The sequence below is a fragment of the Furfurilactobacillus curtus genome (genome assembly GCF_054657915.1).
This window is the reverse complement of record NZ_BAAHXU010000001.1, coordinates 93,267-116,717: the sequence shown is the minus strand read 5'-3', so window position 1 is coordinate 116,717 and position 23,451 is coordinate 93,267. Positions and strand designations below refer to the sequence as shown.

The following is a 23,451-nucleotide window of genomic DNA, read 5'->3' as shown; positions in this document are numbered from 1 at the left end:
AATTTATTTACCCCTGCACAAACTTTGCATATTGAACCTCATCATAGACTCGATCTAGTTCACCAATGTATTCAGTTGCGTCTCGAACATACCCATGCTTAAACAGCCACAGGCCATCACTCTTATCAAGGGCAAAAACGCCGCCTAAATCATAACGATTCTTATGTGCATCAAGTGCTTCACCGATCATTTCCCACTGCAATCGATAAGGCGCCAATAATTTTGGTTCAGCGTTAATCGAACCACCATACATATACCAAAGTTTATCACCATACTTAAATGCCAATGCAGCGGCCAAATCTTGCGTTTGGGAATGCGCAACAAAAATCCGTAAAATATCAGTATCTGCAAATGCCGTGACCATTCGATCAAAATAGTCACGTGGTCGATACATAATCCCTTGACGATGACTCATTTCTTCGTAAAGCGCATAGAAACGATCCATTTCTGCCATCTGTGAACCGGCCTCAACCATTAATTCTGGTTTAATCGAGTGCCGGACATCATGGCGCGTATTTGGACGAAAGGTCATCAAGACCTCATCCATCGTTTGATTTTTTAAATCCATCACCATATTAAAACGTGGTTGGATCGTATCATGCATGCCTACATTGCGATTACGAACTCGATAGCCATGTTCAATAAATTGCTGGTTTAACGCCTCGTCAAATGGCACTTCTGGATCCATTCGCAAAACATAAACATGGTTAGCAATCAGCGCCGGTTCAGCTTCAGCGACTAGTGCATCAATGGTAGCGACATCTGTTGGATCACAAACAGGTCCCTTTGAGCAGTACGCTAACTTACCACCAGCTTCATTTTCAATCATCAAGATAGACATGGCGGCAACGATATTGCCATCTCGTTCTAAGGTGACGTGTAGTGGCTCCCAATTGTCTTTAATAGCTGCCCAACCTGGGTCTTGTGTAACAGAAGTAAACGGCGCATTTCTGACAAAATCTGTATATCGCGCCATTTGCACTTGGTCATGTTCATTAATAACAGGCATAGATTTAAGGTCCTTTCCGATTCTGCTAAACTTCAATCTCTTAGTTTATCCTACTTCCCCGATGGCAACAAATCCCAAAAAATCAGAACACAACCTGGCGCCTGCTCCTGACTATTAGCTCGACCAGTTAAACTAGGGGACAAAACTAAATAAAAAACCGTCCTCCCCCAAAGGAAGACAGTCGTTCAAAAACATGCCTTACTCACGTTAATAAAGCCGGATATCTATCCTATTTGACCAAAAGTTAATTAAGCGTTTTCCACTGATAAAATCGTGACTTTCATTGAACCAGCAGGAATCGCAATTTCAACTTCATCACCCACTTTATGACCAATTAAGCTATGAGCGATTGGTGAATCATTGGAAATCTTGCCTGTCATTGGATCGGCTTCAGCAGCACCTACAATGGTATATGTTTCTGGTTCCTCATCTGGTAATTCTTTGAACGTCACAGCTTTGCCCAAAGAAACTTCATCAGCGGCCACCGCATTGCTGTCAATAATTTCAGCATTGTGTAACATGTTTTCGACCAGTGAGATGCGACTTTCAATGTTAGACTGTTCGTCCTTGGCAGACTCATATTCTGAATTTTCAGAGAGATCCCCGAAACCACGTGCAATTTTAATTCGTTCGATAATTTGCGGACGAGTAACTGTTTTTAAATTTTCTAATTCTACTTCTAATTGTTTACGACCTTCTTCGGTCATTGGATATGTTTTTTCTTCAGCCATGATCTTGATAAACTCCTTTTGAAACTAATTTCGACAGTCATCAGATTACCATGCACAATAAAGCTTGTAAACGCTCTAGGGAAAAAAGACCCGGATTTAAACCATTTAACTTAAAATAGATACGGCGGACGAACCCCGCAAGTACGCCAACCATTATAAAAACAGCCTTTAACCAATCCCATTTTGCCGGGTGGTCAAAAGCCATCAAAAATACTTTTTACTCAAAAAAAGACATTACTTATTTTTGCTGATTAGCCTGTTTGAATTGACTGTCCTTCCCGTCTTTGGCTAAAATGTCGCGAATCTTAGTGGAAAGTAAGTCAATCGCAACAGTATTTTCGCCACCCTCTGGAACAATCACATCAGCATAGCGCTTGGTCGGTTCGACAAATTGGTGGTACATCGGCTTTACAGTTGCCAGGTAATGTTCAATAACATTATCCAACGTTCGACCTCGTTCACTGATGTCACGCTGAATCCGGCGAATAATTCGAATATCGTCATCAGTATCAACATAAACTTTGATGTCCATCAGATCACGTAATCGTGGATCATCCAGAATTAAAATTCCCTCTAGAATGATCACATCACGCGGCTCTTGGTGTACCGTTTCAGAACTACGCGTGTAAGCTTTGTAATCGTAAACAGGCTTATCAATGGCCTGATAATGGATCAATTGCTGTAATTGCTCGACCATCAAATCATAATCAAAAGCTAATGGATGATCATAATTGACCGCTTGTCGTTCTGCCATTGTCATCTCAGACTGGTCATTGTAATAGGAATCTTCCTGCAAAATTAATAGTGAGTGCCCGGCTAATTGGTTATAAATTGCCCGGCTCACAGTGGTTTTACCACTACCAGATCCCCCTGTAACACCAATAACGATGGGCCGTTTAGCTACTTCAGTCATCTTCACGACTTCCTTTCACCCGATTACTTTTGATTATTATTGTCATCTTGGTACTTAGCTGTGTAAGCATTTTGTTCCGCTAAGGTCTTGGAGAAATGAATTTTACCTGTTTTCATGTTGGCCACAAAATATAAGTAACCCTTAGCTTCGTCTGTTGGTGCAGCAATTGCTTTCATAGCTGCTGTGCCAGGATTATTGAAGGGACCCGGGCCATAACCAGCATTCGCATATAAATTATAAGGTGAATCAACTTTGAGGTCGGCCAAGGACAAATTCGGTTTATGGGTTTGCAACGCGTATTGGACAGAAACATCAGATTGCAAAGGCATTTGTGCCTTAATTCGGTTGAAGAAGACGCCAGCTACTTCTTGCATATCAGAAGGAGAATTTGCTTCTTTTTGCGCTAACGATGCGAGGGTTAACGCCTGCTGAACCGTTAAATTTTCTTGCTTAAAGGCACTTAAGTATGGCTGAACACGCTGATTAGTCGTTGAAACCATCTGCTCAACTAACCCCTTCAAACTCTTCGCTTCACTCGTATCATACACGGCCGGGAACAAGTATCCTTCTAAATGATAACGAACTCCAGTTGCCGACATACTTGAGCTCAGCAAGTCGGGATATTTTTGCGCGAGTGCATTCATAAAGGATTGATCCGTCATTAAGTTCATGAATTCAGTCTTTGAGTAACGGGAGTGTTTTGGCAATGCAGCAGCAATTTGATCCACCGATTCGCCTTCTGTAATCAATAAAGCATGTTTCGCATTCGTGAGTAACGGCGTATCCGAACCGACACCGTTTAAGGCCGTCGCCACTTGTTTTACATTCATATTCTTTCGTAATACAAAATAACCAGCTTTAAAATTGGCCAAATTGTGATCGGAAATATACTTTGTAAAAACAGTCGCGTCCTTAATCGCGCCTTCTTGCTTTAGATTGGTCGCCACTTGAGTCGCAGTCGCGCCCTGTTTAATTTCAACTTGAATTTTCTTATGACTATTCGGATCAACGGCTTTTAAGTTATTCGAATAGCTCACATTGCGCCCAACGACGACACCCACAATTATAATAATGACGGCAATAAAAATGCCGATAAGCCAATTACGACCGGTATGACGACGATTGCGGCGACGTTCACTGCGCTGCATAAAAAGTTTCCTCCTCTTATAAAATCACTTTTTATATTGTAGCGAAAAAATAATCGTAACACCATCATTCCCAATGAATGACACGGGATTGAAATAATCAGAACCAAACTAAAGTGTACCTCACTCACATAAATGGCTAGCCGTGTAAGCTCACTAAAAAACACCGATCACCCCCAAAACAGTTCGGGACGTAATCGATGCTTTTCTGATTCACATTACGATGAAGCGGACTCACCTTTTCGTAACTGCCTTCACTTACTTGTCCTAAAACTTTGTCCAGCTACAGGATCCTGATTGCCGTTAACGAATTTCAGCATTAAAACTCGTTTCGAGTTCTTTAACCACCTTGTCAAAAGCCTTCGTCACATCAGCCTCCACTAGGGTCGCCCGCGGATCTTGATAAGTCAACGTGTAAGCTAACGATTTCTTATGCTCAGGTAAATGAACACCTTGGTAAACATCGAATAACGCGACATCGGCTAAGTGGGCACCACCTCGTTGATGAATGGCCGCCACAATGGCTTCATTTGTGACCGTTTCGTCGACCAAGATCGCAATATCACGTGTCACTGTTGGAAATTTAGAAATCGGCGTAAATTGCTGATTGTTGTGAGCAGCGTCCATAATCGCTTCCATATCCAATTCAAATACATACGTAACAGGAATCTTATATTGATCCGCTGTGTCCGGATGAACTTGACCGACAAAGCCAATTAAATTCTCACCTAAGAAGATATCTGCTGTCCGACCAGGATGCATCTCTGGTCGTTGGTCAGTGGCCTGATAACGAATGGTTTCACGTAAGCCTTGATCATGCAAAAACAACTCAACGATCCCTTTTATGGTAAAGAAATCAACCGGTTGGGCCTCTGCGGACCAAGTCTTTGGTGTCAGTGATCCTGTGATCGCCCCGGCGATATGTTCTACCTCTAACGGTCGAATTATATCACCCTCACGATAAAAGACCCGACCTTGCTCGTACAAAGCCACATCAGTTTGTTTACGGGCAATGTTGAAAGCAACATCATCTAACAGGCCACTGATCAAGTTCATTCGCGCGGTCGTGTGATCACTGCTCATTGGAAAATTAAGTTGCGTTGGTAAACTAGTGCGCATCATAAACGACGACGCCTTATCTGCGGTCGTTAATGCATAACTGATCGCTTGATTTAGACCAGCCCCCTCTAGTAAATGGCGGGCGGCGCGTAAAGTCGTTTGTTGCGGTGTCAAGGCACCTGGTGTGGTGACACCAGCTGGCAAAGTCGATGGTAAGTTATCATAGCCATAGAGTCGAGCGACTTCCTCAAACAAATCAGCTTCGATGTGTAAGTCCCAACGACGTGCGGGTACAGAAACCATAAATGTTTCTCCATCATTAGTCGTTGGAAAATTCAAATGGTCAAAAATGGTCTGCACATCTTGAAGGGCCAAATTCGTTCCTAAAACATGATTGATCCTAGTGAGCGTGACTGAAATAGTGATCGGATCAACGGCAGTTTGACTGCCCACCACAGTCCCTGGTGCCACCTGTCCTTGGCCTAATTGCGCCATTAAGGCAGCTGCATGGTCCAACGTCGTTTGATTATCGTCTGGATTCAAACCACGTTCAAATCGCATGGAAGCTTCTGAATGTAGGTTAAAGAAACGAGCGGTTTTCCGAATTCGAATTGGGTCGAAAATAGCACTTTCAATGGCAATGGTTGTGGTGTGTTCATCAATTTCAGTATCCAACCCACCCATCGTACCAGCTAATGCAATCACATGTTTATCGTCGGCAATGACCATGTCATCAGTTCGTAGTTGTCGATCTTCGCCGTCTAATGTAGTCAATTTCTCACCAGCCTGAGCCAAGCGAACGACCAGCTGATGACTAGCTAACTTGTCATAGTCAAATGCATGCAACGGTTGTCCATACATCAACATCAAATAGTTAGTGATGTCAACAATATTATTGATCGGCCGCATGCCAGCTTCCCATAGTCGTCGCTGTAACCACAGTGGACTAGCCGTCACTTTAACATCACTGACAATTCGCATTTTATACGTTGGGGCTAATTTGGCGTCCACTTTCACACTAATTCGTTCAGCAGACGGCAGGGTATTGGCTTCCGTCAATTCAAATCGGGGTAACTTTGGTGTTTGTCCATAGATTGCCCCGATCTCCCAAGCCGTCCCATTCATGGAATTCATGTCGCCACGGTTCGGCGTTAAATCTGTTTCAATAATTGAATCATCCATCCCCAAAATTGGGAACACCGATTCACCATTTATACTATCAGCCGGTAAAATATAAATCCCATCGTCATACGATTGCGGCGCGATCTTGTCATCAAAGCCAATTTCTTGTAGGGCACATAGCATGCCATATGAAATGACACCACGCATTTTCCCCTTTTTAATCTTTTTATGGCCGCCAATCCACGCACCAGGCAAGGCAACGATCACCTTCTGACCGGTGGCCACATTTGGGGCCCCACAGACAATTTGCAATGGCTCAGCTTCGCCTACATCAACCTGACAAATATGCAGATGATCTGAATCTGGATGGGGTTCAACACTCAAGGTCTCGCCAACTACCAACTTGCTCATGCCATCACTCATCTTATAGACGCGGTCAACTTCGACCGCTGTACGTTCAATTTTTTCACCTAGCACCTTGGGGTCCACATCCAGGGTGAGGTAGTCATTTAACCAATCTGTTGAAACTTTCATCGCTGTTGTTTACCCCCGTTGATAAAATTGTGTTAAGAAGCGTGTGTCATTTAGATAGAAGTTCCGAATATCTGTAACACCGTACTTTAGCATTGCAAAACGATCCGGACCTAGGCCAAAGGCAAACCCACCATAAATACTTGGGTCAACACCCGCCATTTGTAAAACATTTGGATGAACCATTCCAGCACCCAATACTTCAATCCAACCCGTGTACTTGCAGACCGCACAACCTTTACCCATGCAATTAAAGCAGGTGATATCGGCCTCGACAGACGGCTCAGTGAATGGAAAATAACTTGGCCGTAGCCGAACGTCAAACTCATCGCCGAATAAATTAGCGGCAACTAATTCAAGGGTTCCTTTTAAATCTCCCATTGTCACATGCTTATCGACAACTAATCCTTCCACTTGATGGAACTGATGACTATGGGTCGCATCATCGGTATCGCGGCGATAAACCCGTCCGGGACTGACCATTTTAAGCGGACCCTTGTTGAAATCATGATTTTCCATGGCGCGGGCTTGATTAGGGCTCGTGTGCGTGCGCATCAACAATTCAGGTGTTAGATAAAAAGTATCCTGCATATCGCGGGCCGGATGGTCTTTTGGTAAATTCATCATTTCAAAATTATGATGATCGTCTTCTACTTCAGGGCCGTCAACTACCTGGTAACCCATGCCAATAAACATATCTTCAAGCTGATCAATGATTCGTTGAATCACATGCGGCTGGCCTTGAGCAACTGGCGTCCCCGGCAACGTCACATCGATTGCTTCAGCATTGAGTTGAGCCGCTCTGGATGCTGCTTCCAGTTCGTTACGGCGCTCCTCAATGGCTGTCGCCAACTCATCGCGAATTTGGTTCGCAAAACTTCCGACTTGAGGACGTTCTTCAGCAGAAAGTTCACGCAAGCCGCGTAACGCCTCAGTTATCGGCCCCTTCTTGCCCAACAGTTGCACTCGAATTTCATTGATTCGGGTTAAATTTTCACTCCGCGAGATATCGGCTAAACCGCGATCGCGCAATTCTTGAAGTCGTTCTTTTAAAGCCATATGCTCCTCCATTTAAACTCAATTTCTACCGCCATTTCAGTGCATAAAAAATCCCTTTCCCAAAAAATCAGGAAAGGGACGAACAGTTCGCGGTACCACCCTTGTTGCAGTCCGACAGTCGAACTACCACTCAAAACCTGTAACGGTGGTCACCGGAGAGTCTTTTGGCATTTTTATTAAAAAATGCCGCCCGATTTCTGCTCGAAAAGTGAATTCACGCAGCTCGCTGGTTGGCTTGCAGTCTAAGACCAACCTCCCTGAAATTCATTGCGCTACTCTTTTTTCTCATTGCATTTACAAAAATTTATTCTAGCTGAGCACTTGAACCTCGTCAACCCACTTCTAATAAGTGATTAACAAACATCCTCGTTCCACTTATCGGACCATGCATGAATCGTATCCATCATCTCACGCATGTCCAAACCTTTCTCAGTCAGCTGATATTCAATCAACGCTGAGTTCTCGTGGGTCGCTCGCGTAATAATTTCAGCTTCTTCTAATTCTTTTAAACGCTCGACTAACATTCGGTCGGAACATTTATCGATGGAATTCGCAATATCCTTAAAACGCAGTGTCCCTTGAGCCAAAAGCGCCTCGATAATTAAACCGTTCCATTTTTTCCCTAAAATCGAAAAAGTTTTTTCAAACTTTGGACAAAGTTTGAATGCAGCTGATTCCACCATGGTTTCTGACATCAGATTTCCCCCTCAAGCTCGTTTTTATAACTAATTCATCGTAAATTCAGATGGTTCTAGATGGATGTAAGCGCTGCATCCATGTATGGGTCTTCACCTTTACATGACCAAAATACTCATGGGAGGCTTCATAGTCATCAACTAATGACACGAGCAAACTTTCCTTGTATTTAGGCAAAGCCATCGTTAAGCCAAACATGTGCTTCAAGATAATGTCTTTTTCCATGTCCGACAACGTCGTGATCTTTTCAGCATTGCGTAACGAAACCCGAGGATGAATAAAAGCATGGGTACCTAAATCAAACTTAGTCGTCCGCCAATCATAATAAAATAGATCGTGCAACAGACCAGCACGCGCAACCGCTTGGTAATTCCAACCGCGCTGTTTAGCAATTTGATAGCTATCAAATGAAACACTCAAGCTGTGATCTAGGCGAGTCGTATGATGATGTTGCTCAAACATGGCTAATCGCTGAACTTCCGGCCGGGCCAGTAAATCCTCGACTAATGCCACATACTCCGCATCTTGTTTCCATTCATTTGGTTTCATCTAATGCTTCCTTTTCAGTCGTTGATTGCTGCTGACGAATTGACTGCTATTGTAGCAGGTTTGCTTACTTTTGAAAAGCAAAAGCTCGCCGAACAAATGACCTTCATTAATCCCCGCCCAATTACAAAGAATCCGGGAATTAGGCCATCAGTCACCAAAAGTGGCAATCGATTCTGTTTAATCAGGACCGCCAGCGAGATCATTTTAAGCGCCCAACTTAATCAAGCAATCCCTACTCTTGTTTAAGTTGAAACATCAAAACTCCGGCTGCCACCGCCACGTTCAATGATTCAGCTTGACCTAAAATCGGAATGTATAAATTGGCTTTAGTTAACGTTCCCAATTGATCGGCCATGCCATTACCTTCGTTCCCCATAATCAGGCCAAAATCAGCGCCCGATTGGACTTCGCGAAAGTTAACCGCAGTAGGATCTAACTTAGTCCCGTACACCGCTAAGCCAGAACGTTTGAAATAACGTAGAGCGGCATAGAGATCTTCAGTAACTAATTGAATATGAAATTGACTTCCTTGCATCGCACGGACCACTTTTGGCGCAAATTGATCCGCAGTTCCACGCCCAAATACCACACCGGCAAAACCAGCCGCATCGGCAGTTCGCACCATTGTCCCGATATTACCAGGGTCCTGAACGGCATCTAAAAATAGCCATGCACCGTGTACAACGTCGGGCAAAGCCGTGGCCGCCTCAGGCACAGCCACTTCGGCAAAAATGCCTTGTGGCGTGACCGTATCACTGATAGTCTTGGCAATTTCAGGACTGATTTCTAATGCATTTAAATCACGTGGCATTAAATCACCATATTCACGCCACGCAGCCGCTGTTCCCATCACTGTTTTGACAGTTGCTTGGGCCGCCATGGCTTCTTTAACCAAATGCCAGCCATCCAATAGATAAGTCCCGGATTGTTCACGGCCTTTTTTAGTCGCCAACTTTTTCCAGTTTTTAACACGTCCATTTTGTAATGATTCAATTTTTTCCATAATAATTCCTCTGGTTGCAAATTATACCATATTGGTCACTTATCCATGGTAGGATAACAATAATGACGGGCAAGGAGGTTTCGATTATGACTGAGCAAGCTGTTTCACTAACCGTTCATGGTCTGGTTCAAGGTGTTGGTTTTCGTTATACGGCGGCCCAACTAGCGCGTCAGCATCACCTCGTTGGGTTTGCAAAAAATAATGCCGATGGCACAGTTAGTCTCGTCGTTCAGGGATCAACCGCAATGGTGGCCAACTTTATTGAAGCCATCAAAGATCCGCCGGCCAGCTGGATTCATGTCACTGGCATCGACCAACAAATAATCGCCTTGCAGCCGTTAGAAAAGTTTGACATTTATTGACTTTCCATTGCTATCGCCAGCATTATTTAGTATCCTAAGCAGGTTATGAATGCTTAGTCGAAAGGATTTACACGAAAGATTATGAAAAAAAATACTCGGGTACTAAGTTTAACCATGCTTGGTACACTCGCCTTGTTTCTAAGTGGTTGTGTTCGTACAAGTCATGGTAAACCAGTTGGTTACATTTGGACTTATCTTGGCGAACCCATGGTCCACTTTATGGAATGGGCGGCAAAATTGCTCGGTGGTAGTTATGGCTGGGCCGTTATTTTATTGACGGTTGTCGTTCGCCTAATCTTATTGCCACTGATGATTCGCCAATCGCGCCAAGCCACGATCCAGCAAGAAAAAATGGCGATGGTTCGTCCACAGATGACCGATATTCAGGCACGGCAAAAGGCCGCTAAAACACCGGACGAACGCAATGCCATTAGCCAAGAAATGATGAAACTTTACAAGGACAATGGCATTTCAATGACCGGGGGCATCGGTTGTCTACCCTTGCTGATCCAATTTCCAATCTTCGCAGCGCTATATGCAGCAATCCGTTACGCGCCAGAATTAGTCAATGCCACTTTCTTTGGGATCCATCTAGGTAAACCTAACCTCATTTTGGCGATTCTGTCCTTTTTAGCCTACTTACTGCAAGGTTATCTTTCCTTGTTAGGCCTACCGGAAGATCAGAAAAAACAGATGCGCTCTATGATGATTATGAGTCCGATCATGATTCTGTTCGTAACATTCTCCACACCAGCCGCATTAGGATTGTACTTCTTTGTCGGCGGCCTCTTCGCCTGCTTACAAACTTTGATTATCGCTTGGTACCGGCCACGAATTCGTCAACAAGTCGCTGAGGAATTGAAGCAAAAGGCTGCATCGGCACCGAAACCAGTTGCAGCAACTGAGACACCGACTTCAACGACCCCAACCCAACCAACATCGACGCCTGCAGCGACACAGCAACAACAGAAGAAGCGCAATGCGGGTAAGCAACATCATCATCACGAAGATCAAAATTAATTACAACAAAGCAAATTTAAAAGGCGTAACCGTTGATATTGACGGTTACGCCTTTTGTGTACTTTCACTAATCAAGTTTGGGTTTGATTAATCAGTTAGATTACTCCCTGCCAGTGGATCGTCCAAAGGTTTTAACGGCGTCTGGTGCTCGTTTAATTCTTCCAAACGATGACGCTGATCATCACTTAAAATTGGTAATGAAACTTGAAAAATCGACCCGTGACCAGGGACTGACTCAACCTCAATTTTTCCGTTGTAACCTTCGATCAATCGCTTAGCGATGGACAAGCCTAAACCATTACCACCTTTTTCGCGGGAACGCGCTTTATCAACCCGATAAAAACGATTGAATACCCGATCAATATTCTCTGGTGCAATGCCTTCGCCAAAATCTTGAACAGATACTTGAGCATCACGGGCATCTTCCGATAATGACACGTGAATTTCCTTACGCGTCTGGGAATATTTCACCGCGTTATCTAATAAGATAATCAACACCTGTTCAAGATGGTCCCGAAACATGGCTACATAAACTGCGTGCCGTAAATCATCGTCCAAGGAAAAGTTAAAGTCTGGATGAATCATCTCAAAGTTACTGAAAACTTGATTGACGACTGCTTGAATATTGGTGACTTGATTTCGAAAATCAATTTCCACCTGCTCAGCTCGCGAGAGTTCCAGCATTTCTTGAACCAAACTTTTCATTCGTTTGGTTTCAGCAAGGGTTGCTTGAATGGATTCGTTTAAAACTTCTGGATCATCTTTACCCCAACGATTAAGCAACTCCATATGCCCTTGAATAATCGCCACTGGTGTTCTCAATTCATGGGAAACATCCCCGACAAATTGCTGCTGTTGATCAATATAGCGTTGCATCTGATCTAGCATTTGATTTAGCAATGATGATAAATCAGCTAATTCATCGTTTCGTCGCGACTCAGGAACTCGACTACTTGATTGTGGATCCTCACTGGCCTTAGCGATCGTTTCACTGATATCAGAAATCGGCCGCAAAAAGTAACTAGCTAACAGATAACCGAAAACAGAAATGGCTAACAAGCCGATCAGCAGTAAAACAATGAGAATTGAGCCGGTACGTCGATAGGTTCGCCAATAGGCATTTAGCTGATTCGTGACCTGTACATAACCAATCAAGCGATGACCAGCCCGCGAAAAAATCGGCGCGCGTCCTACATAAACGACTTGCCCTTCCAAGTGGCTGAGCGTTAATGCTTGTCGTTTAACCGCCTTAAACGGCTCTGGATCGACCCGAGACGCAAAGATTTCTGTTCCGCTGGTATCATAGATACTAACGGCTAAGTTATCGGTGGCCAATGTGCGCACGACATTGTCTTCATATAGGTTGCTCTTACCATCTGGGTGACTCGGATTCTGCGGACGATAAGGATTTTCTCGGGGACGCAAAATTGGTTCCACACTCGTACTGGATAACTCCTGCGATTCATTATCCAGTCGTTGACTAACGACATTGATGGCATCTGTGGTTCGCTGGCGCTCTTGTTTTAATAACACTGCGGTAAAGCTCGAAAATAAGAGGCCTAAAACCACCGTAAAAATGACAAAGACACCCGTCCCAGTCCCGAGTGCCCACTTCCACTTTAACGATAATCGTCGTCGTTTTTTGGTTGTCATTTCAGTTTGTCCAGGATTCATGAGCGCATAACATAGCCCGTTCCACGGACCGTTTGAATATAACTGTCTTCACCTGGGCGATCAATTTTATTACGCAAATATCGAATGTAAACATCCACCACATTAGTCTCAACTTCTGATTCATAGCCCCACACTTTTTGAAGTAAGACATCACGAGCCAAAACCACGTTAATATTCTCCATCAATGTTAGTAATAGTTCATATTCACGTTTGGTCAAGTTAATAATCTCATCACCACGCCGAACGATACGGTTTTCTTTTTCAATCCGCAGATCTTTGTACTCAACAACAGTTTGTTTAAAGCTCTTTTGTTCGCCCTCAATATCAATTCGGCGTAATAAAGCCCGAACACGAGCCAATAATTCTTCAATTGCAAAGGGTTTAACGATGTAATCATCGGCCCCATGATCAAGACCAGAAACCCGATCGATCACGGAATCACGAGCCGTCATCATGACAATTGGTGTGCTTTTGACTTCGCGAACACGCCGGGCAACTTCCAGTCCATTTAATTCTGGTAACATGAGATCCAGCAAGATGACATTAAAGTTAGTGGCTAGTGCAGCCTCCAGACCGGTACGACCGTTATATTCAACCTGGGTTTCATAACCATCATGCTTCAGTTCTAGATCGACAAAACGGGCGAGATTCTTTTCATCTTCAATGATCAAGATTTTGTATTTTTTAGCCCCAGTTTGTTCTGAGTTTTCCATTTGGTCTAACACTCCAAATTATTTTATTATCGTTTTCTGGTTTAACTAACGACCTTTTTTAACAACGCTCTCATCTTATCATTTTACCTAGGTTTTCGCTACCGCCATCCCCAGCTGGATTTGCTAAGGCCGTTTGCGTCTTAAACCAATTAATAAATTAATCGCGGTGTAAAAAAGAACGCCCACCACCAGCCATGAGACGATTGCAACATTAAAATGTGCAAAGGCAATTAATCCAGCTGCAACGCCAATCAAACCAGCTAAACTGGCAACACTAGCAATTTTTCGCTGATAGTCACCATAATAAATAAAGATGCTGCTACCCGCCGCTACTGACAACGCAGAGCCACTCATCATAATCGGGAACGCCACTAACGGATTCAACCCCAAAGCGTAAACCGTCGCGGTGGTCAGCGCATAAGAACCAATTCCGATATTATTTAAAGCGCCATAAACTGCCTGCAGTACACAGCCAATCATGAGGGTCCAACCTGTTAATCCTGTCGCTGTGCCATTACCGGCAATTAAGTGTAACCGACTGGCTAAGATAAAAACGCCGGCCAATAATAAACCGCCCGCAATCCATTGCTTAATCGCCCGTTCTGGCAACTTGACTACTATTCGTGGACTGGCCAAGGCGCCAACTACTTGTGCTCCCACTAAAGCAATTAAAGTGAATGGATCGACGTGAACCACCCCGATGAAACCCACACTCATCATGACAAAGGGGAGTACCCCCTGCACATTTAATGTCCCTGGTAATCGCTTAATCGACACCCACTTAGTCGGGGTGTAAATCGCCGTACTAACCGCAAAATCCGACACACCTAATGTGGACAGAAAGAAAATCAAGATGCCACTTAAAGCCACCGCCAACGTCGATGCAGACGTCGCTAACCACTCTTGGCGATGTCCCCATAAATCCACACACCAATAAACAGCGTAGCTGATTCCTACGACAATCAACACTACCAACAGCCCCACTCGCATCACAAACGCCTCCAACAAATTCCTTTTATCTCGAACGGCCACTAAGTCGAGTCTTATTTCAAGTCAGCTGACCTCACTTGGTCAAAAATAATCATCACCGCCTGTGGTCTTGCGCTCAAGAATGCATCTGATTCTGTTCTGAATTTTAATCATAGGCTTTATATTATACCGAAGAATCTTCAAAATTTGTAGAAAAAAAACACCTGAGAGCCTAGGCCTCTCAGGTGTTTTTGATCAATTAAGCGTTCGCAGTCTTAACAACCTGCTTGCCATCATAGTATCCGCAGTTTGGGCAGACACGATGTGACATCCGTAATTCACCACAATTTGGACATGGAGCCAAATTCGGTGTAGCCAATTTAATGTGGCCACGACGCTTCAACTTCTTTTCTTTAGATGTTTTCCGTGCTGGTACAGCCATGTGAACGAGCACCTCCTTGAAATGATTTTATCCACACATGTGTTTTTAAAATCTGCTAAGTGAATAATTAGTCTTGATCCTGATCAGGGAACAACCCCTTCAGCTTAGCGAGACGTGGATCAGTGGGTTGATTTTCTTCCTGCATGGCATTGAAATCATCTTCAGCAATGACTTCCCAACCGTTACCGGTTGGCATTACTTGACCGTCTTTCTCGTCATCAGTCAGAATTTGCATTGGAATCTGGGCGATGATGTTATCAATAACACCTTCATCCAAGTCGATAGTTTGACCTTCCAGAAGTAAAACTGTTTCGTTTTCTTCATAACGATCAAAATGACTTTCCTCAGTGATGTAAATCTCGTTCATATCAAAATCAAACGGAAAGGTTACAGGCGCTAATGACCGACTTGACGGGACAACCGCTTGACCGGTGACATGCACGTCTAACAATACATCATCACGATCAATTGAGACCATACCAGTTACCTTAACTGGATCAATATCGATTACGCGATCCGAAAACCGCGCCAACGTCTTTACCTTCACATCTAAAGTTTCGTCGATCCGCAGTGGCTCATTGCGATACTTTTCAAGCTCTTTGAGCGACCATTTCATCGATAAACCTCCTAATGCAACGAATTTCATTATACCGGCGCCATAGATCAATGTCAACGCTAAATCATTTTACTCAACGTCAACCTCCAGATAAGCTCACCAGTCTGTTTCTGAATACTACCCTACTTGGTGACCACGCGCAACGGATTATGTCGAAAATCCTGGGCTTGACCAGTCAACATTTCATAAACAGTTCCCGCTCGGTAATCCAGATTCAGCGTCGTTTGTTTAAGCTTTCGATCAAAACGTGTGATCAATGGGAACATAAAGCGTTTTTTTGCTTCATTGAGCCACCGTTGACCAGCTGACGTGAAACCAAGCAAGCGTAGATATTCTGACTGTCCCGGTACCATCTCAGCGGTTGTAGCGTGCATCACTGTGTACAAACAAACTCGCAGTAACCGCGAATACGTGTATCGTTTCGTCTTAATCGCCGTTAGAAAATCCGGCCAAGTGTCATTTTCTTCGGCGGCAGCCTTTAAGCGATATTCCAGTCCTTCTGACATTTGGTAAACATTGGCCAATTCCGTTACTGGGGTGACCACCAATGTATGACGTAGCAAATGCCACAACTGCGGTGTCCACCCGGCGATCGCTGGCTGTTGTGAAAAGCTGGCTAACGTTTGTTTAGGAACGAGATCAGCCAATTGTCTCACCGTTTGATCGGTCGGCGTCAGCATCGCTTTTCGAACCGCCGTAGCGCTAGCAAACTGTTGCTGACTGAGCACTTGCTCATGGTAATCGGCACCTAACCGTTGAATTGGCATTAATACCAGCGGCCGTTTTAATTGTTGATTAGCCATCGCATAACTGAAACTCAAAATATCATTAGGCTGATCCAAACGAAAGCCTGTTTTGGCCTCCAATTGCGCGTTAAACAACGTCGCATACGTTTGATCAAATCTTTTAAAGGCCCGCGTATCATTTACAGATTGTTCAGCCAAGGCGGTAAAGTCAACTTGAGGATGCTCTGCACCAAACACCATCGTTGGTATTTGCAAAGCTGCTAATAAAGTTAAGGCCCCCTGGGCGAAAAGATGGGCTGGTTGCACGGCCCAGTGAAAAGGCAACTCAATGACGACATCAGCACCATGATGCAAAGCCTGATCAGCCCGAGCCCATTTATCAAAAATGGCTGCTTCCCCACGTTGAACAAAATTGCCACTCATGACGGCAATCACCACATCAGCATCAGCAACTTGACGCGCCATCGTCAAGTGATAAGCGTGTCCATTGTGAAATGGATTATATTCGGCAACCACCCCGACTGCTCGCATCATAACTCCTCCAGGCTAATTAACTTCACAAACAAAAAACCACCGTGTCGTTGTCTCATCGATCGGTTGTTGACCAAAGTCAGACGTTACCGTCACTTTCGTAAAACCAGCTGAGTGCAAAAGGTGCTGATAAGTGGCTAGCGAGTAAGTCCGTTCAATATGAAGTTCAGCATGATGGTCATAACCGTTCAAGGCTTCATTCCAGATAAAAAAGTTTAAATCATGTTCAACACTGTGCGGTTGTTCACCTTCATAACTACTCCACATGAAGGCCCGCTCATCATCATGAAAATTGTACATATATCCTGGATAAACTGTATCAGTCTGGTACGGCGTAATCACGTCAAATAAATACCGACCTGAGCTAGTCAAATGTGCCTTAGCTTCGCGAAAGGCATCTAATAACATCGCTTCATCAGGCAGATAACACAATGAATCATCAAAGCATGTGATTAATTCATACTGGCCTAAATCACCAAGCGCCGTAAAATCGCCCTCGATCAACGGTACGTTCACATTAACGCTAGCCGCACGTTCAGCCGCCAAACTAAGCATTTCTGGAGCTAGATCCAAACCTGTCACATCAAAACCGGCCTGTTTTAATTTAATCGCCAATCGACCTGTACCGCAAGCCAAGTCAATCATCTGACGTCGAGAACCGGCCTGTTGACGGACAAAATCCAGCCATGCATCATACATAGCTGGATCGAATAGTTCATCATAAAATTTAGCAAACGAATCGTAAATCACGCCGTTTCACCTAACCAACTCGTCAAATTCACGAGTGGCGCATCCGACCATAACTTTTCAAGATTGTAATATTGTCGTTGTTCTTCTTGGAAGACATGAACAACAATGTCACCAAAGTCTAGGAGTACCCAAGTGCCTTCTGCTTTACCTTCAACACGCCGAACAATGACGCCTGCATCAGCCTCTTCATCTTGCACAGCCTGAACAATCGCTTGAACCTGCCGTTTGGAACCACCATTCATCAAGACAAAGTAGTCGGCCACGAGGCTAACTTGTTCCACGTCCAATGCGACGATATCTTCGGCTCGTTTCGAATCGCCAGCCTTAACAGCAATTTCCAGCATTTCTTTACTTGTCAAAAAAATTTTCCTCATTTCATTATTTAGCTATTGTCGATGTCAGTAATTATACTTCATTTTCTTGCCAGCCACCCAACGGTTATACGTCAGGATCGTACCAGGATAAACTGGCGCCTGCTGCTTAATCAAGTAGGCCAATGTATGCGCAGTTTGATACGCCACCCCAGCCTGCAAATCCTCATTTGTAATGCGCCGCGCTTCTTCAATACCAGGCACTGTCCGACCAGGTTCGATGTAATCAGCCATATAAACCACTTGTTCCAATGGCGACATTGCCACCGCGCCAGTCGTGTGATGGCGGACCGCGTTCAAGATATCTTCATCATTAATGCCAAGTTCATCGCGGACAAATTCAGCGCCCACCACACCATGCCAGATGGCGTTACCCCAATTTAATAAATCAGGGTCTAACTGGTGCTTTTCAATCATGGCCACAAAGTCTTTATCAGAACGCTGTTTCGCATAATCATGAACCAGGCCAGCAATGCTGGCCTTTTCTAAGTCCACGCCATTTTGTTCAGCTAAGACCAACGCTGTCTGTTCCACACGCAGCACATGTTCAAACCGCTTGTCTCTTAACTTAACATGAATTGCGTCAATTAATTGCGCCCTGGTGCCCGCATACAACTGTTGCTGATAAGAAATTGAATCATTCATGATACAACTGATGCTCCTTAATATAAGCTTCCACTGCTTCAGGAACCAAATAGTGGATCGATTGTCCTCGCTTGACCTTATCACGAATCATCGAACTACTGATATCGATGGTCGGGACGTCAACCCAGATCACTGGATACGGCGTGTTTTGCTTAAAGCCACTGCGGTTAATGCCCACAAATGTCACAAGCTTTACCAGTTCATCAATTTTGTGCCAGGTGGGCAAATAAGCCACTTCGTCACCACCAATGATGAAATAGTAGGTCGTCTGTGGGTGCTGCCGCTTTAACGCTACCATTGTATCATAGCTAAAACTTTTGCCTCCGCGTTGAATCTCAGTCATTTCTAAATCAAACAGCGGATTACCAAAAATTGCACGGCGAACCATGCGCGCTCGCAGTAATGGATCGATCGTCAGTTTTTCATCGACATGCGGTGGCTGTGCATTGGGCATAAATAAGACTTTGTTTAGTCCAAGTTGCTTGCCAACCTGATCTGCGATAATGAGATGGCCCAGATGAGGTGGATTAAAAGTCCCCCCTAAAATACCGACACGTTGTTGCGGCATTTGGCTAACCTGTTCCGTCAACACCTCTGCTTGTGTTTGTTTTGACAAAGTTTTGGTAATCATAATTTTCACCCGCCTGATTCAACAAAATTTCCGTAGGTTACGCGAGACCAGTGACTTGCTTACTCAATACTTGATCTTCCGGATCAGTAGCTGGCATAAATAGAACCAACGTATGCCCGATCGTTTGAACAACTGTAATCCGCGGGTTTTGCTCGATAAATGTCTTGGTCTCAGTCACCGAAACATCCGCACTGGATAGTAGGCTAACTTTAATCAGTTCACGCTTTTCTAAAGCACCGACCAGCTGCTCTCGCCATGCGTCAGTTAAACCATTCTTTCCGATTGAAAAAAGTGGTCGCAAAGTGTGCGCTTGTGAACGCAAAAAATGTTTTTGTTTACCTTTTAAATCCATGTACATTTACCTTTCCATATCTAAATCATTGCTCGGCGTAAAAGAACACTTACTCCTGCTGGTGCCCAACCGGCCACCGTAACATTGGCTGGCACCGTGATCCAGCCCAAGCCTTCAATCACTAAATCACTCTTTTCAGTCGGGTGAAATTCATGACGAGTTAATGCCGGTAATTTAGCTAAGTCGGCCCCTGACGGCGGCGCTAATAGTTCACCAGCATGGCGGTCGTAAAAGGAATCCGCGTTAACTAACTTCGTGCGATGAATCATTAAATTATTTTCAAAATAGGCGGTCACCCCAGAAGTCTTAGCCGTCGTCTTCGCTGAAATCAAATCAAACCGTGCCACTGCTCCAAAAAAGAGGGTTTGTTCTGGTTGAAGCTGATAGATCCGCGGTTTGATTTCCTTTTGTGGGGCAACGTACTTCAACGTATCCGCAGTTAGAAAATGGGCCATCTGTTCGGGGTGAATAATCCCCGGTGTGTCTACTAAGACGTGATCTTCACCTAAAGGAATCTCAATTTTATCCAGTGTTGTGCCTGGAAAGCGCGATGTCGTAATGAGATCGGCAACGCCAGTATTCCGCTTTAAAATGCGATTAATCAGGGTTGACTTGCCAACATTAGTCACCCCAACAACATAAACGTCCCGGTTGCCACGATAATGGTCAATCAGTTGTAAAAGATCGTCAACATCATGACCGTTTTTTGCACTCAACAAGGTGGTCGCTACTGGCCGCAAGCCATTTAAATTGGCCTGTTGCCGCAGCCAGTCCGTTAATTTCGGTCGCTTTAGTGAACGCGGCAGGACATCTTCTTTGTTACCAACTAACAGGACTGGGTTCTCACCGACAAACCGGTGCAATCCAGGAATCATGCTACCATTAAAGTCAAAAATATCGACCACATAGACGATTAGAGCATTAGCCTCACGGATCTGGCTCAATAGTCGCCGAAAATCATCGTCAGTCAGCGAAACCGGCATAATTTCATTGTAATGACGTAAACGAAAACAACGCTGGCAATATAATTCACCGTTGGCTAGTCCTTTCTTTAAGGCTGACTGTGGCGTATAGCCAAGGGCGTCCGGGGTTGTGGTCTGGATCTTGGCCCCACAACCAATACAATATAAATCTTCTGTTTCAAGTGCTGCTAGCGCCTGTTCGCTCATCGCAACTCCTCCTGCCAAGTTAAATTAGGATAGATTTTCAGTAACCGCCGCATAACAAACCGTTCAAAGAAACGATTAATTCGCGTATCCCACTTATCGGTTTCAATTAAAGGTTTGACTAAAATACTTCGGACATGGGCATGATTGGCCGCCCAAATATCGGTCATCAGTTGATCACCAATCATGACAACATCATCGTTGGTTAAATGGTAACGTCGCTTGGCCTGTCTGATCCCCCGAGTAAACGGCTTTAACGCCCGAGACACAAACGGTAACCCTAGGGCAGCAACCGCATGTGAGATTCGTTTAGCACTATTATTTGAGACAACCACCACTTGAATACCATGTTGGTTCATTAATGCTAACCATTCCCGCAGCTGCGGCGTGCCATCAGGGTTATTCCATGCAATCAGCGTATTATCAAGGTCGGTTAAAATCGTTTTGATTCCGGCGCGGTTGAGCTGTTCAGGCGTTATGTTATAAATCGCAGAAATCATCCACGTCGGTTTAAACTGCGCGACCATTTATCAGAATCCTCGTTTTTCTCAAAATTAAATACAAAATTATCCAAACAATTATACCAGAAGCCACGCAAAAATGCTGCGATTTAGCTGCTCATCGCGCAGGTAGCCGGTCACCTTTTAGTTATTTTAAAGGACTCAGTCGTTGAATGGCCATCTGCATATCTTCAGGCAGTGGACTCGTTACCGTGTGACGCTGACCATCTAGTGGATCCGTGAACGCTAACTCACTTGCATGCAAGGCCTGGCGCGTAAGCAAATCTAGTGGACCACCATATAACGCGTCGCCCAGTAAAGGATGACCCATACTTGCCATGTGAACGCGAATTTGATGGGTCCGCCCAGTATGCAACCGTAGCTTCACCAATGTCGCATGATCGTATCGGGTCAATACCCAATACTCCGTCTGGGCAGTTTGACCGGCCCCTGGCTGCGCGATTTGACGAGCAACTTGTCCGGCAACTCGCTCAATTGGGGTGGTAATTAAGTCATGTGCGTTCATAACGTGCCCGGCGACTAACGCTACGTAATCTTTACGCAGTTGATGATGGTCGACCTGAGGCGCAATCATGCCTTGAACCACGGCATCGCGGGCCACCAGCATTAAGCCGCTGGTGTCTCGGTCTAGTCGAGTAATTAAATGTGGCTTCAGATTTCGAGATTGTTGGGTGATCAACCAACCTTTAACCCGGTTCACCACCGTATCCGTTTGCCCGCTAGGACCAGGCACAGCGGCAATCCCGGCCGATTTGTTCACAACCAACCAATGATCATCAAACCAGGGAACCTCAATTGGCTGATTACTGATTAGGACCGTCTTATCGGCAGCTTCATCCGGCAACTGTAAGGCCACCACATCACCGTCTGCGACAGTTTGGTCTGGCGTTGCTTGATGCCCGTTTAATAAGAGCCGACCGCCAATTTGTTTTTGCTTAGCCCACAATCGATGACTGATACCATGCAGGAGTAAAAAACGTTTAAGACTCGGTGTTGTACTGTTTGCAGTCCATGAGAATTCCAATTAACTTCCTCTTTAACACCCGTCGATTGTCTTTATTGACAAAGTGACGAATCGTTTTTTTATTAAAATAAAAAAGTAGAAATGAACAGCTTTTTACACGTCCGCCGTTGATACTGACGTAGATGTCTTATATTCAGCAATTACTGGTAAGTTCCGATAAGCACCATCTAAGTCCATGCCGTAACCGACTAGCCACACATCTGGCAAGGTAAAACCAACATAGTCCAGTGCCACGGCACGTTGACGGGCAACCGGCTTATTAACCATAACCGCAGTTTGAATACTGGCAACCTGCTGTTCATGTAGCCAATCAATCAAAAAGGCCAACGTGACACCACTATCAATGATTTCATCCAGCAAAATAACATGCCGATTTGTAACTGAAAGCGTTGGTGCTTGCGTCAATTTAGGTAGAGATTGCTTAGTTCCAGTATAGCTGCTGACAGCAACGAAATCCAAATCTGCCTGAATCGTCAGCTGTTGGCTGACTGCCAGCGTCCATTGCGCGGCACCTTTCATCACGCCGATCAGCAATGGCGGCGTTTGCCAGGTAGCATCGTCAATTTGACGGGCAATCTGACCTGCCGCTGCTTCTATATCTGCCGCTGTGGCGAAAATCTGGCCTAAATGACCATCGAGCATCGTTTTCAGGAATTGTGGTGTCACAAGAACATCCTTTCTGAGTGTCTCACTCGGTTCAACAATTATTTAAGTATCGTTATCGTAACCTGAAAGCACGTCAGGTACAAGCCCACTGCTAATAAAACTCAGGGCGTAACCAGGTGAGTGATTCTGAGCACAGACAAGTCAGCAATAATGACGTTACTTGCCAACAAAAAAATCGCCCTGACTAAACGTCAAGGCGGCAAGAATAAACTAACTTAAATATCGACAACAGTCCTTATGCTGGATATGCTAGCTCGGTGCCTGGCTGATTAACATAGTGGATGCGATAACGGGTCTGCTGGGCTGGGGCAATTTGATCGACGGCCCGTTTAGCAATTTCATAAGTAACGCCACGCATAATGACGACCCAATGATGTTGTTGCCATGTTTCGACGTTCCAATCGCCACGAATAACCTCTTGCTGATTCATGGTTG

27 protein-coding genes and 1 other annotated feature are annotated in these 23,451 nt (G+C 44.6%); of the genes, 2 read left to right on the top strand and 25 right to left on the bottom strand.

Annotation, left to right across the window (positions count from 1 at the left end; all coding sequences use genetic code 11):
- Positions 1 to 7: 7 nt before the first annotated feature.
- The 9 genes from ACYQ0Y_RS00715 to ACYQ0Y_RS00675 all read right to left on the bottom strand — a co-directional run bounded on the left by ACYQ0Y_RS00715 (position 8) and on the right by ACYQ0Y_RS00675 (position 9,817).
- A complete protein-coding gene (locus ACYQ0Y_RS00715; RefSeq protein ID WP_407882088.1) occupies positions 8 to 1,009 on the bottom strand; it encodes a lipid II:glycine glycyltransferase FemX in 1,002 nt (333 codons plus the stop codon).
- A 248-nt stretch (positions 1,010 to 1,257) separates the two neighbouring features.
- Entirely contained in the window at positions 1,258 to 1,740 is a 483-nt protein-coding gene (greA, locus tag ACYQ0Y_RS00710; RefSeq protein WP_407882086.1) for a transcription elongation factor GreA, read from the bottom strand.
- 238 nt (positions 1,741 to 1,978) lie between these two features.
- The gene (gene udk, locus ACYQ0Y_RS00705; RefSeq protein WP_407882084.1) at positions 1,979 to 2,653 is read right to left on the bottom strand and encodes a uridine kinase; all 675 of its coding nucleotides are present in this window, start codon (positions 2,651 to 2,653) and stop codon (positions 1,979 to 1,981) included.
- A gap of 23 nt (positions 2,654 to 2,676) precedes the next feature.
- A complete protein-coding gene (gene mltG, locus ACYQ0Y_RS00700) occupies positions 2,677 to 3,801 on the bottom strand; it encodes an endolytic transglycosylase MltG (protein ID WP_407882082.1) in 1,125 nt (374 codons plus the stop codon).
- A gap of 300 nt (positions 3,802 to 4,101) precedes the next feature.
- Positions 4,102 to 6,513 (bottom strand): phenylalanine--tRNA ligase subunit beta, encoded by a 2,412-nt coding sequence (gene pheT / locus ACYQ0Y_RS00695; protein WP_407882081.1) that lies wholly within the window; start codon positions 6,511 to 6,513, stop codon positions 4,102 to 4,104.
- A gap of 9 nt (positions 6,514 to 6,522) precedes the next feature.
- A complete protein-coding gene (gene pheS, locus ACYQ0Y_RS00690) occupies positions 6,523 to 7,569 on the bottom strand; it encodes a phenylalanine--tRNA ligase subunit alpha (protein WP_407882080.1) in 1,047 nt (348 codons plus the stop codon).
- A 71-nt stretch (positions 7,570 to 7,640) separates the two neighbouring features.
- Positions 7,641 to 7,867: a binding site (T-box leader), on the bottom strand.
- A gap of 55 nt (positions 7,868 to 7,922) precedes the next feature.
- Entirely contained in the window at positions 7,923 to 8,264 is a 342-nt protein-coding gene (locus ACYQ0Y_RS00685; RefSeq protein ID WP_407882078.1) for a winged helix-turn-helix transcriptional regulator, read from the bottom strand.
- A 46-nt stretch (positions 8,265 to 8,310) separates the two neighbouring features.
- Positions 8,311 to 8,814: an HD domain-containing protein gene (locus ACYQ0Y_RS00680; RefSeq protein ID WP_407882076.1), complete on the bottom strand. Its 504-nt coding sequence runs from the start codon at positions 8,812 to 8,814 to the stop codon at positions 8,311 to 8,313.
- Between the two features lie 232 nt (positions 8,815 to 9,046).
- On the bottom strand, positions 9,047 to 9,817 hold the full coding sequence (locus tag ACYQ0Y_RS00675; RefSeq protein WP_407882074.1) for a TrmH family RNA methyltransferase: 771 nt from the start codon (positions 9,815 to 9,817) through the stop codon (positions 9,047 to 9,049).
- 86 nt (positions 9,818 to 9,903) lie between these two features.
- Between ACYQ0Y_RS00675 and ACYQ0Y_RS00670 the strand changes: the two genes are divergently transcribed.
- Complete coding sequence (locus ACYQ0Y_RS00670) at positions 9,904 to 10,179, top strand: acylphosphatase (protein ID WP_407882072.1); 276 nt, start codon at positions 9,904 to 9,906, stop codon at positions 10,177 to 10,179.
- A gap of 81 nt (positions 10,180 to 10,260) precedes the next feature.
- Entirely contained in the window at positions 10,261 to 11,199 is a 939-nt protein-coding gene (yidC, locus tag ACYQ0Y_RS00665; protein ID WP_407882070.1) for a membrane protein insertase YidC, read from the top strand.
- An 87-nt stretch (positions 11,200 to 11,286) separates the two neighbouring features.
- On the opposite strand, the gene ACYQ0Y_RS00660 is transcribed toward yidC, so the two are convergent.
- The 16 genes from ACYQ0Y_RS00660 to ACYQ0Y_RS00585 all read right to left on the bottom strand — a co-directional run bounded on the left by ACYQ0Y_RS00660 (position 11,287) and on the right by ACYQ0Y_RS00585 (position 23,446).
- Positions 11,287 to 12,852 carry a HAMP domain-containing sensor histidine kinase gene (locus tag ACYQ0Y_RS00660; protein WP_407882069.1) on the bottom strand — a complete coding sequence of 522 codons (1,566 nt, stop codon included), beginning with the start codon at positions 12,850 to 12,852 and terminating at the stop codon, positions 11,287 to 11,289.
- Between the two features lie 17 nt (positions 12,853 to 12,869).
- Entirely contained in the window at positions 12,870 to 13,586 is a 717-nt protein-coding gene (locus ACYQ0Y_RS00655; protein WP_407882068.1) for a response regulator transcription factor, read from the bottom strand.
- A 123-nt stretch (positions 13,587 to 13,709) separates the two neighbouring features.
- Positions 13,710 to 14,576: a hypothetical protein gene (locus ACYQ0Y_RS00650; RefSeq protein WP_407882067.1), complete on the bottom strand. Its 867-nt coding sequence runs from the start codon at positions 14,574 to 14,576 to the stop codon at positions 13,710 to 13,712.
- Positions 14,577 to 14,814: 238 nt separating this feature from the next.
- On the bottom strand, positions 14,815 to 14,997 hold the full coding sequence (gene rpmF / locus ACYQ0Y_RS00645; protein ID WP_407882066.1) for a 50S ribosomal protein L32: 183 nt from the start codon (positions 14,995 to 14,997) through the stop codon (positions 14,815 to 14,817).
- A 67-nt stretch (positions 14,998 to 15,064) separates the two neighbouring features.
- Positions 15,065 to 15,613 (bottom strand): YceD family protein, encoded by a 549-nt coding sequence (locus ACYQ0Y_RS00640; RefSeq protein WP_407882064.1) that lies wholly within the window; start codon positions 15,611 to 15,613, stop codon positions 15,065 to 15,067.
- 122 nt (positions 15,614 to 15,735) lie between these two features.
- Positions 15,736 to 16,893 (bottom strand): nucleotidyltransferase, encoded by a 1,158-nt coding sequence (locus ACYQ0Y_RS00635; RefSeq protein WP_407882063.1) that lies wholly within the window; start codon positions 16,891 to 16,893, stop codon positions 15,736 to 15,738.
- 12 nt (positions 16,894 to 16,905) lie between these two features.
- Positions 16,906 to 17,640, bottom strand: a complete 735-nt coding sequence (locus ACYQ0Y_RS00630) for a class I SAM-dependent DNA methyltransferase (RefSeq protein WP_407882061.1) — start codon at positions 17,638 to 17,640, stop codon at positions 16,906 to 16,908.
- Complete coding sequence (gene rsfS, locus ACYQ0Y_RS00625) at positions 17,637 to 18,014, bottom strand: ribosome silencing factor (RefSeq protein WP_407882059.1); 378 nt, start codon at positions 18,012 to 18,014, stop codon at positions 17,637 to 17,639. The genes ACYQ0Y_RS00630 and rsfS overlap by 4 nt, the downstream gene beginning before the upstream one ends.
- A gap of 24 nt (positions 18,015 to 18,038) precedes the next feature.
- Positions 18,039 to 18,656, bottom strand: coding sequence for a bis(5'-nucleosyl)-tetraphosphatase (symmetrical) YqeK (yqeK, locus tag ACYQ0Y_RS00620; protein ID WP_407882057.1), 618 nt, complete (start codon positions 18,654 to 18,656; stop codon positions 18,039 to 18,041).
- Positions 18,649 to 19,287, bottom strand: coding sequence for a nicotinate-nucleotide adenylyltransferase (locus ACYQ0Y_RS00615; protein ID WP_407882055.1), 639 nt, complete (start codon positions 19,285 to 19,287; stop codon positions 18,649 to 18,651). Before ACYQ0Y_RS00615 ends, yqeK begins: the two co-directional genes overlap by 8 nt.
- A gap of 37 nt (positions 19,288 to 19,324) precedes the next feature.
- On the bottom strand, positions 19,325 to 19,639 hold the full coding sequence (locus ACYQ0Y_RS00610) for a YhbY family RNA-binding protein (protein ID WP_407882053.1): 315 nt from the start codon (positions 19,637 to 19,639) through the stop codon (positions 19,325 to 19,327).
- A 20-nt stretch (positions 19,640 to 19,659) separates the two neighbouring features.
- Positions 19,660 to 20,808, bottom strand: a complete 1,149-nt coding sequence (gene yqeH, locus ACYQ0Y_RS00605; RefSeq protein WP_407882052.1) for a ribosome biogenesis GTPase YqeH — start codon at positions 20,806 to 20,808, stop codon at positions 19,660 to 19,662.
- The gene (locus ACYQ0Y_RS00600) at positions 20,805 to 21,332 is read right to left on the bottom strand and encodes a YqeG family HAD IIIA-type phosphatase (protein ID WP_407882050.1); all 528 of its coding nucleotides are present in this window, start codon (positions 21,330 to 21,332) and stop codon (positions 20,805 to 20,807) included. Before ACYQ0Y_RS00600 ends, yqeH begins: the two co-directional genes overlap by 4 nt.
- Before the next feature lie 121 nt (positions 21,333 to 21,453).
- Complete coding sequence (locus ACYQ0Y_RS00595) at positions 21,454 to 22,350, bottom strand: RluA family pseudouridine synthase (RefSeq protein WP_407882048.1); 897 nt, start codon at positions 22,348 to 22,350, stop codon at positions 21,454 to 21,456.
- Positions 22,351 to 22,443: 93 nt separating this feature from the next.
- Complete coding sequence (locus ACYQ0Y_RS00590) at positions 22,444 to 23,016, bottom strand: phosphoribosyltransferase (protein WP_407882046.1); 573 nt, start codon at positions 23,014 to 23,016, stop codon at positions 22,444 to 22,446.
- A gap of 235 nt (positions 23,017 to 23,251) precedes the next feature.
- Positions 23,252 to 23,446, bottom strand: a complete 195-nt coding sequence (locus ACYQ0Y_RS00585) for a hypothetical protein (RefSeq protein WP_407882044.1) — start codon at positions 23,444 to 23,446, stop codon at positions 23,252 to 23,254.
- Between the last annotated feature and the right edge of the window lie 5 nt (positions 23,447 to 23,451).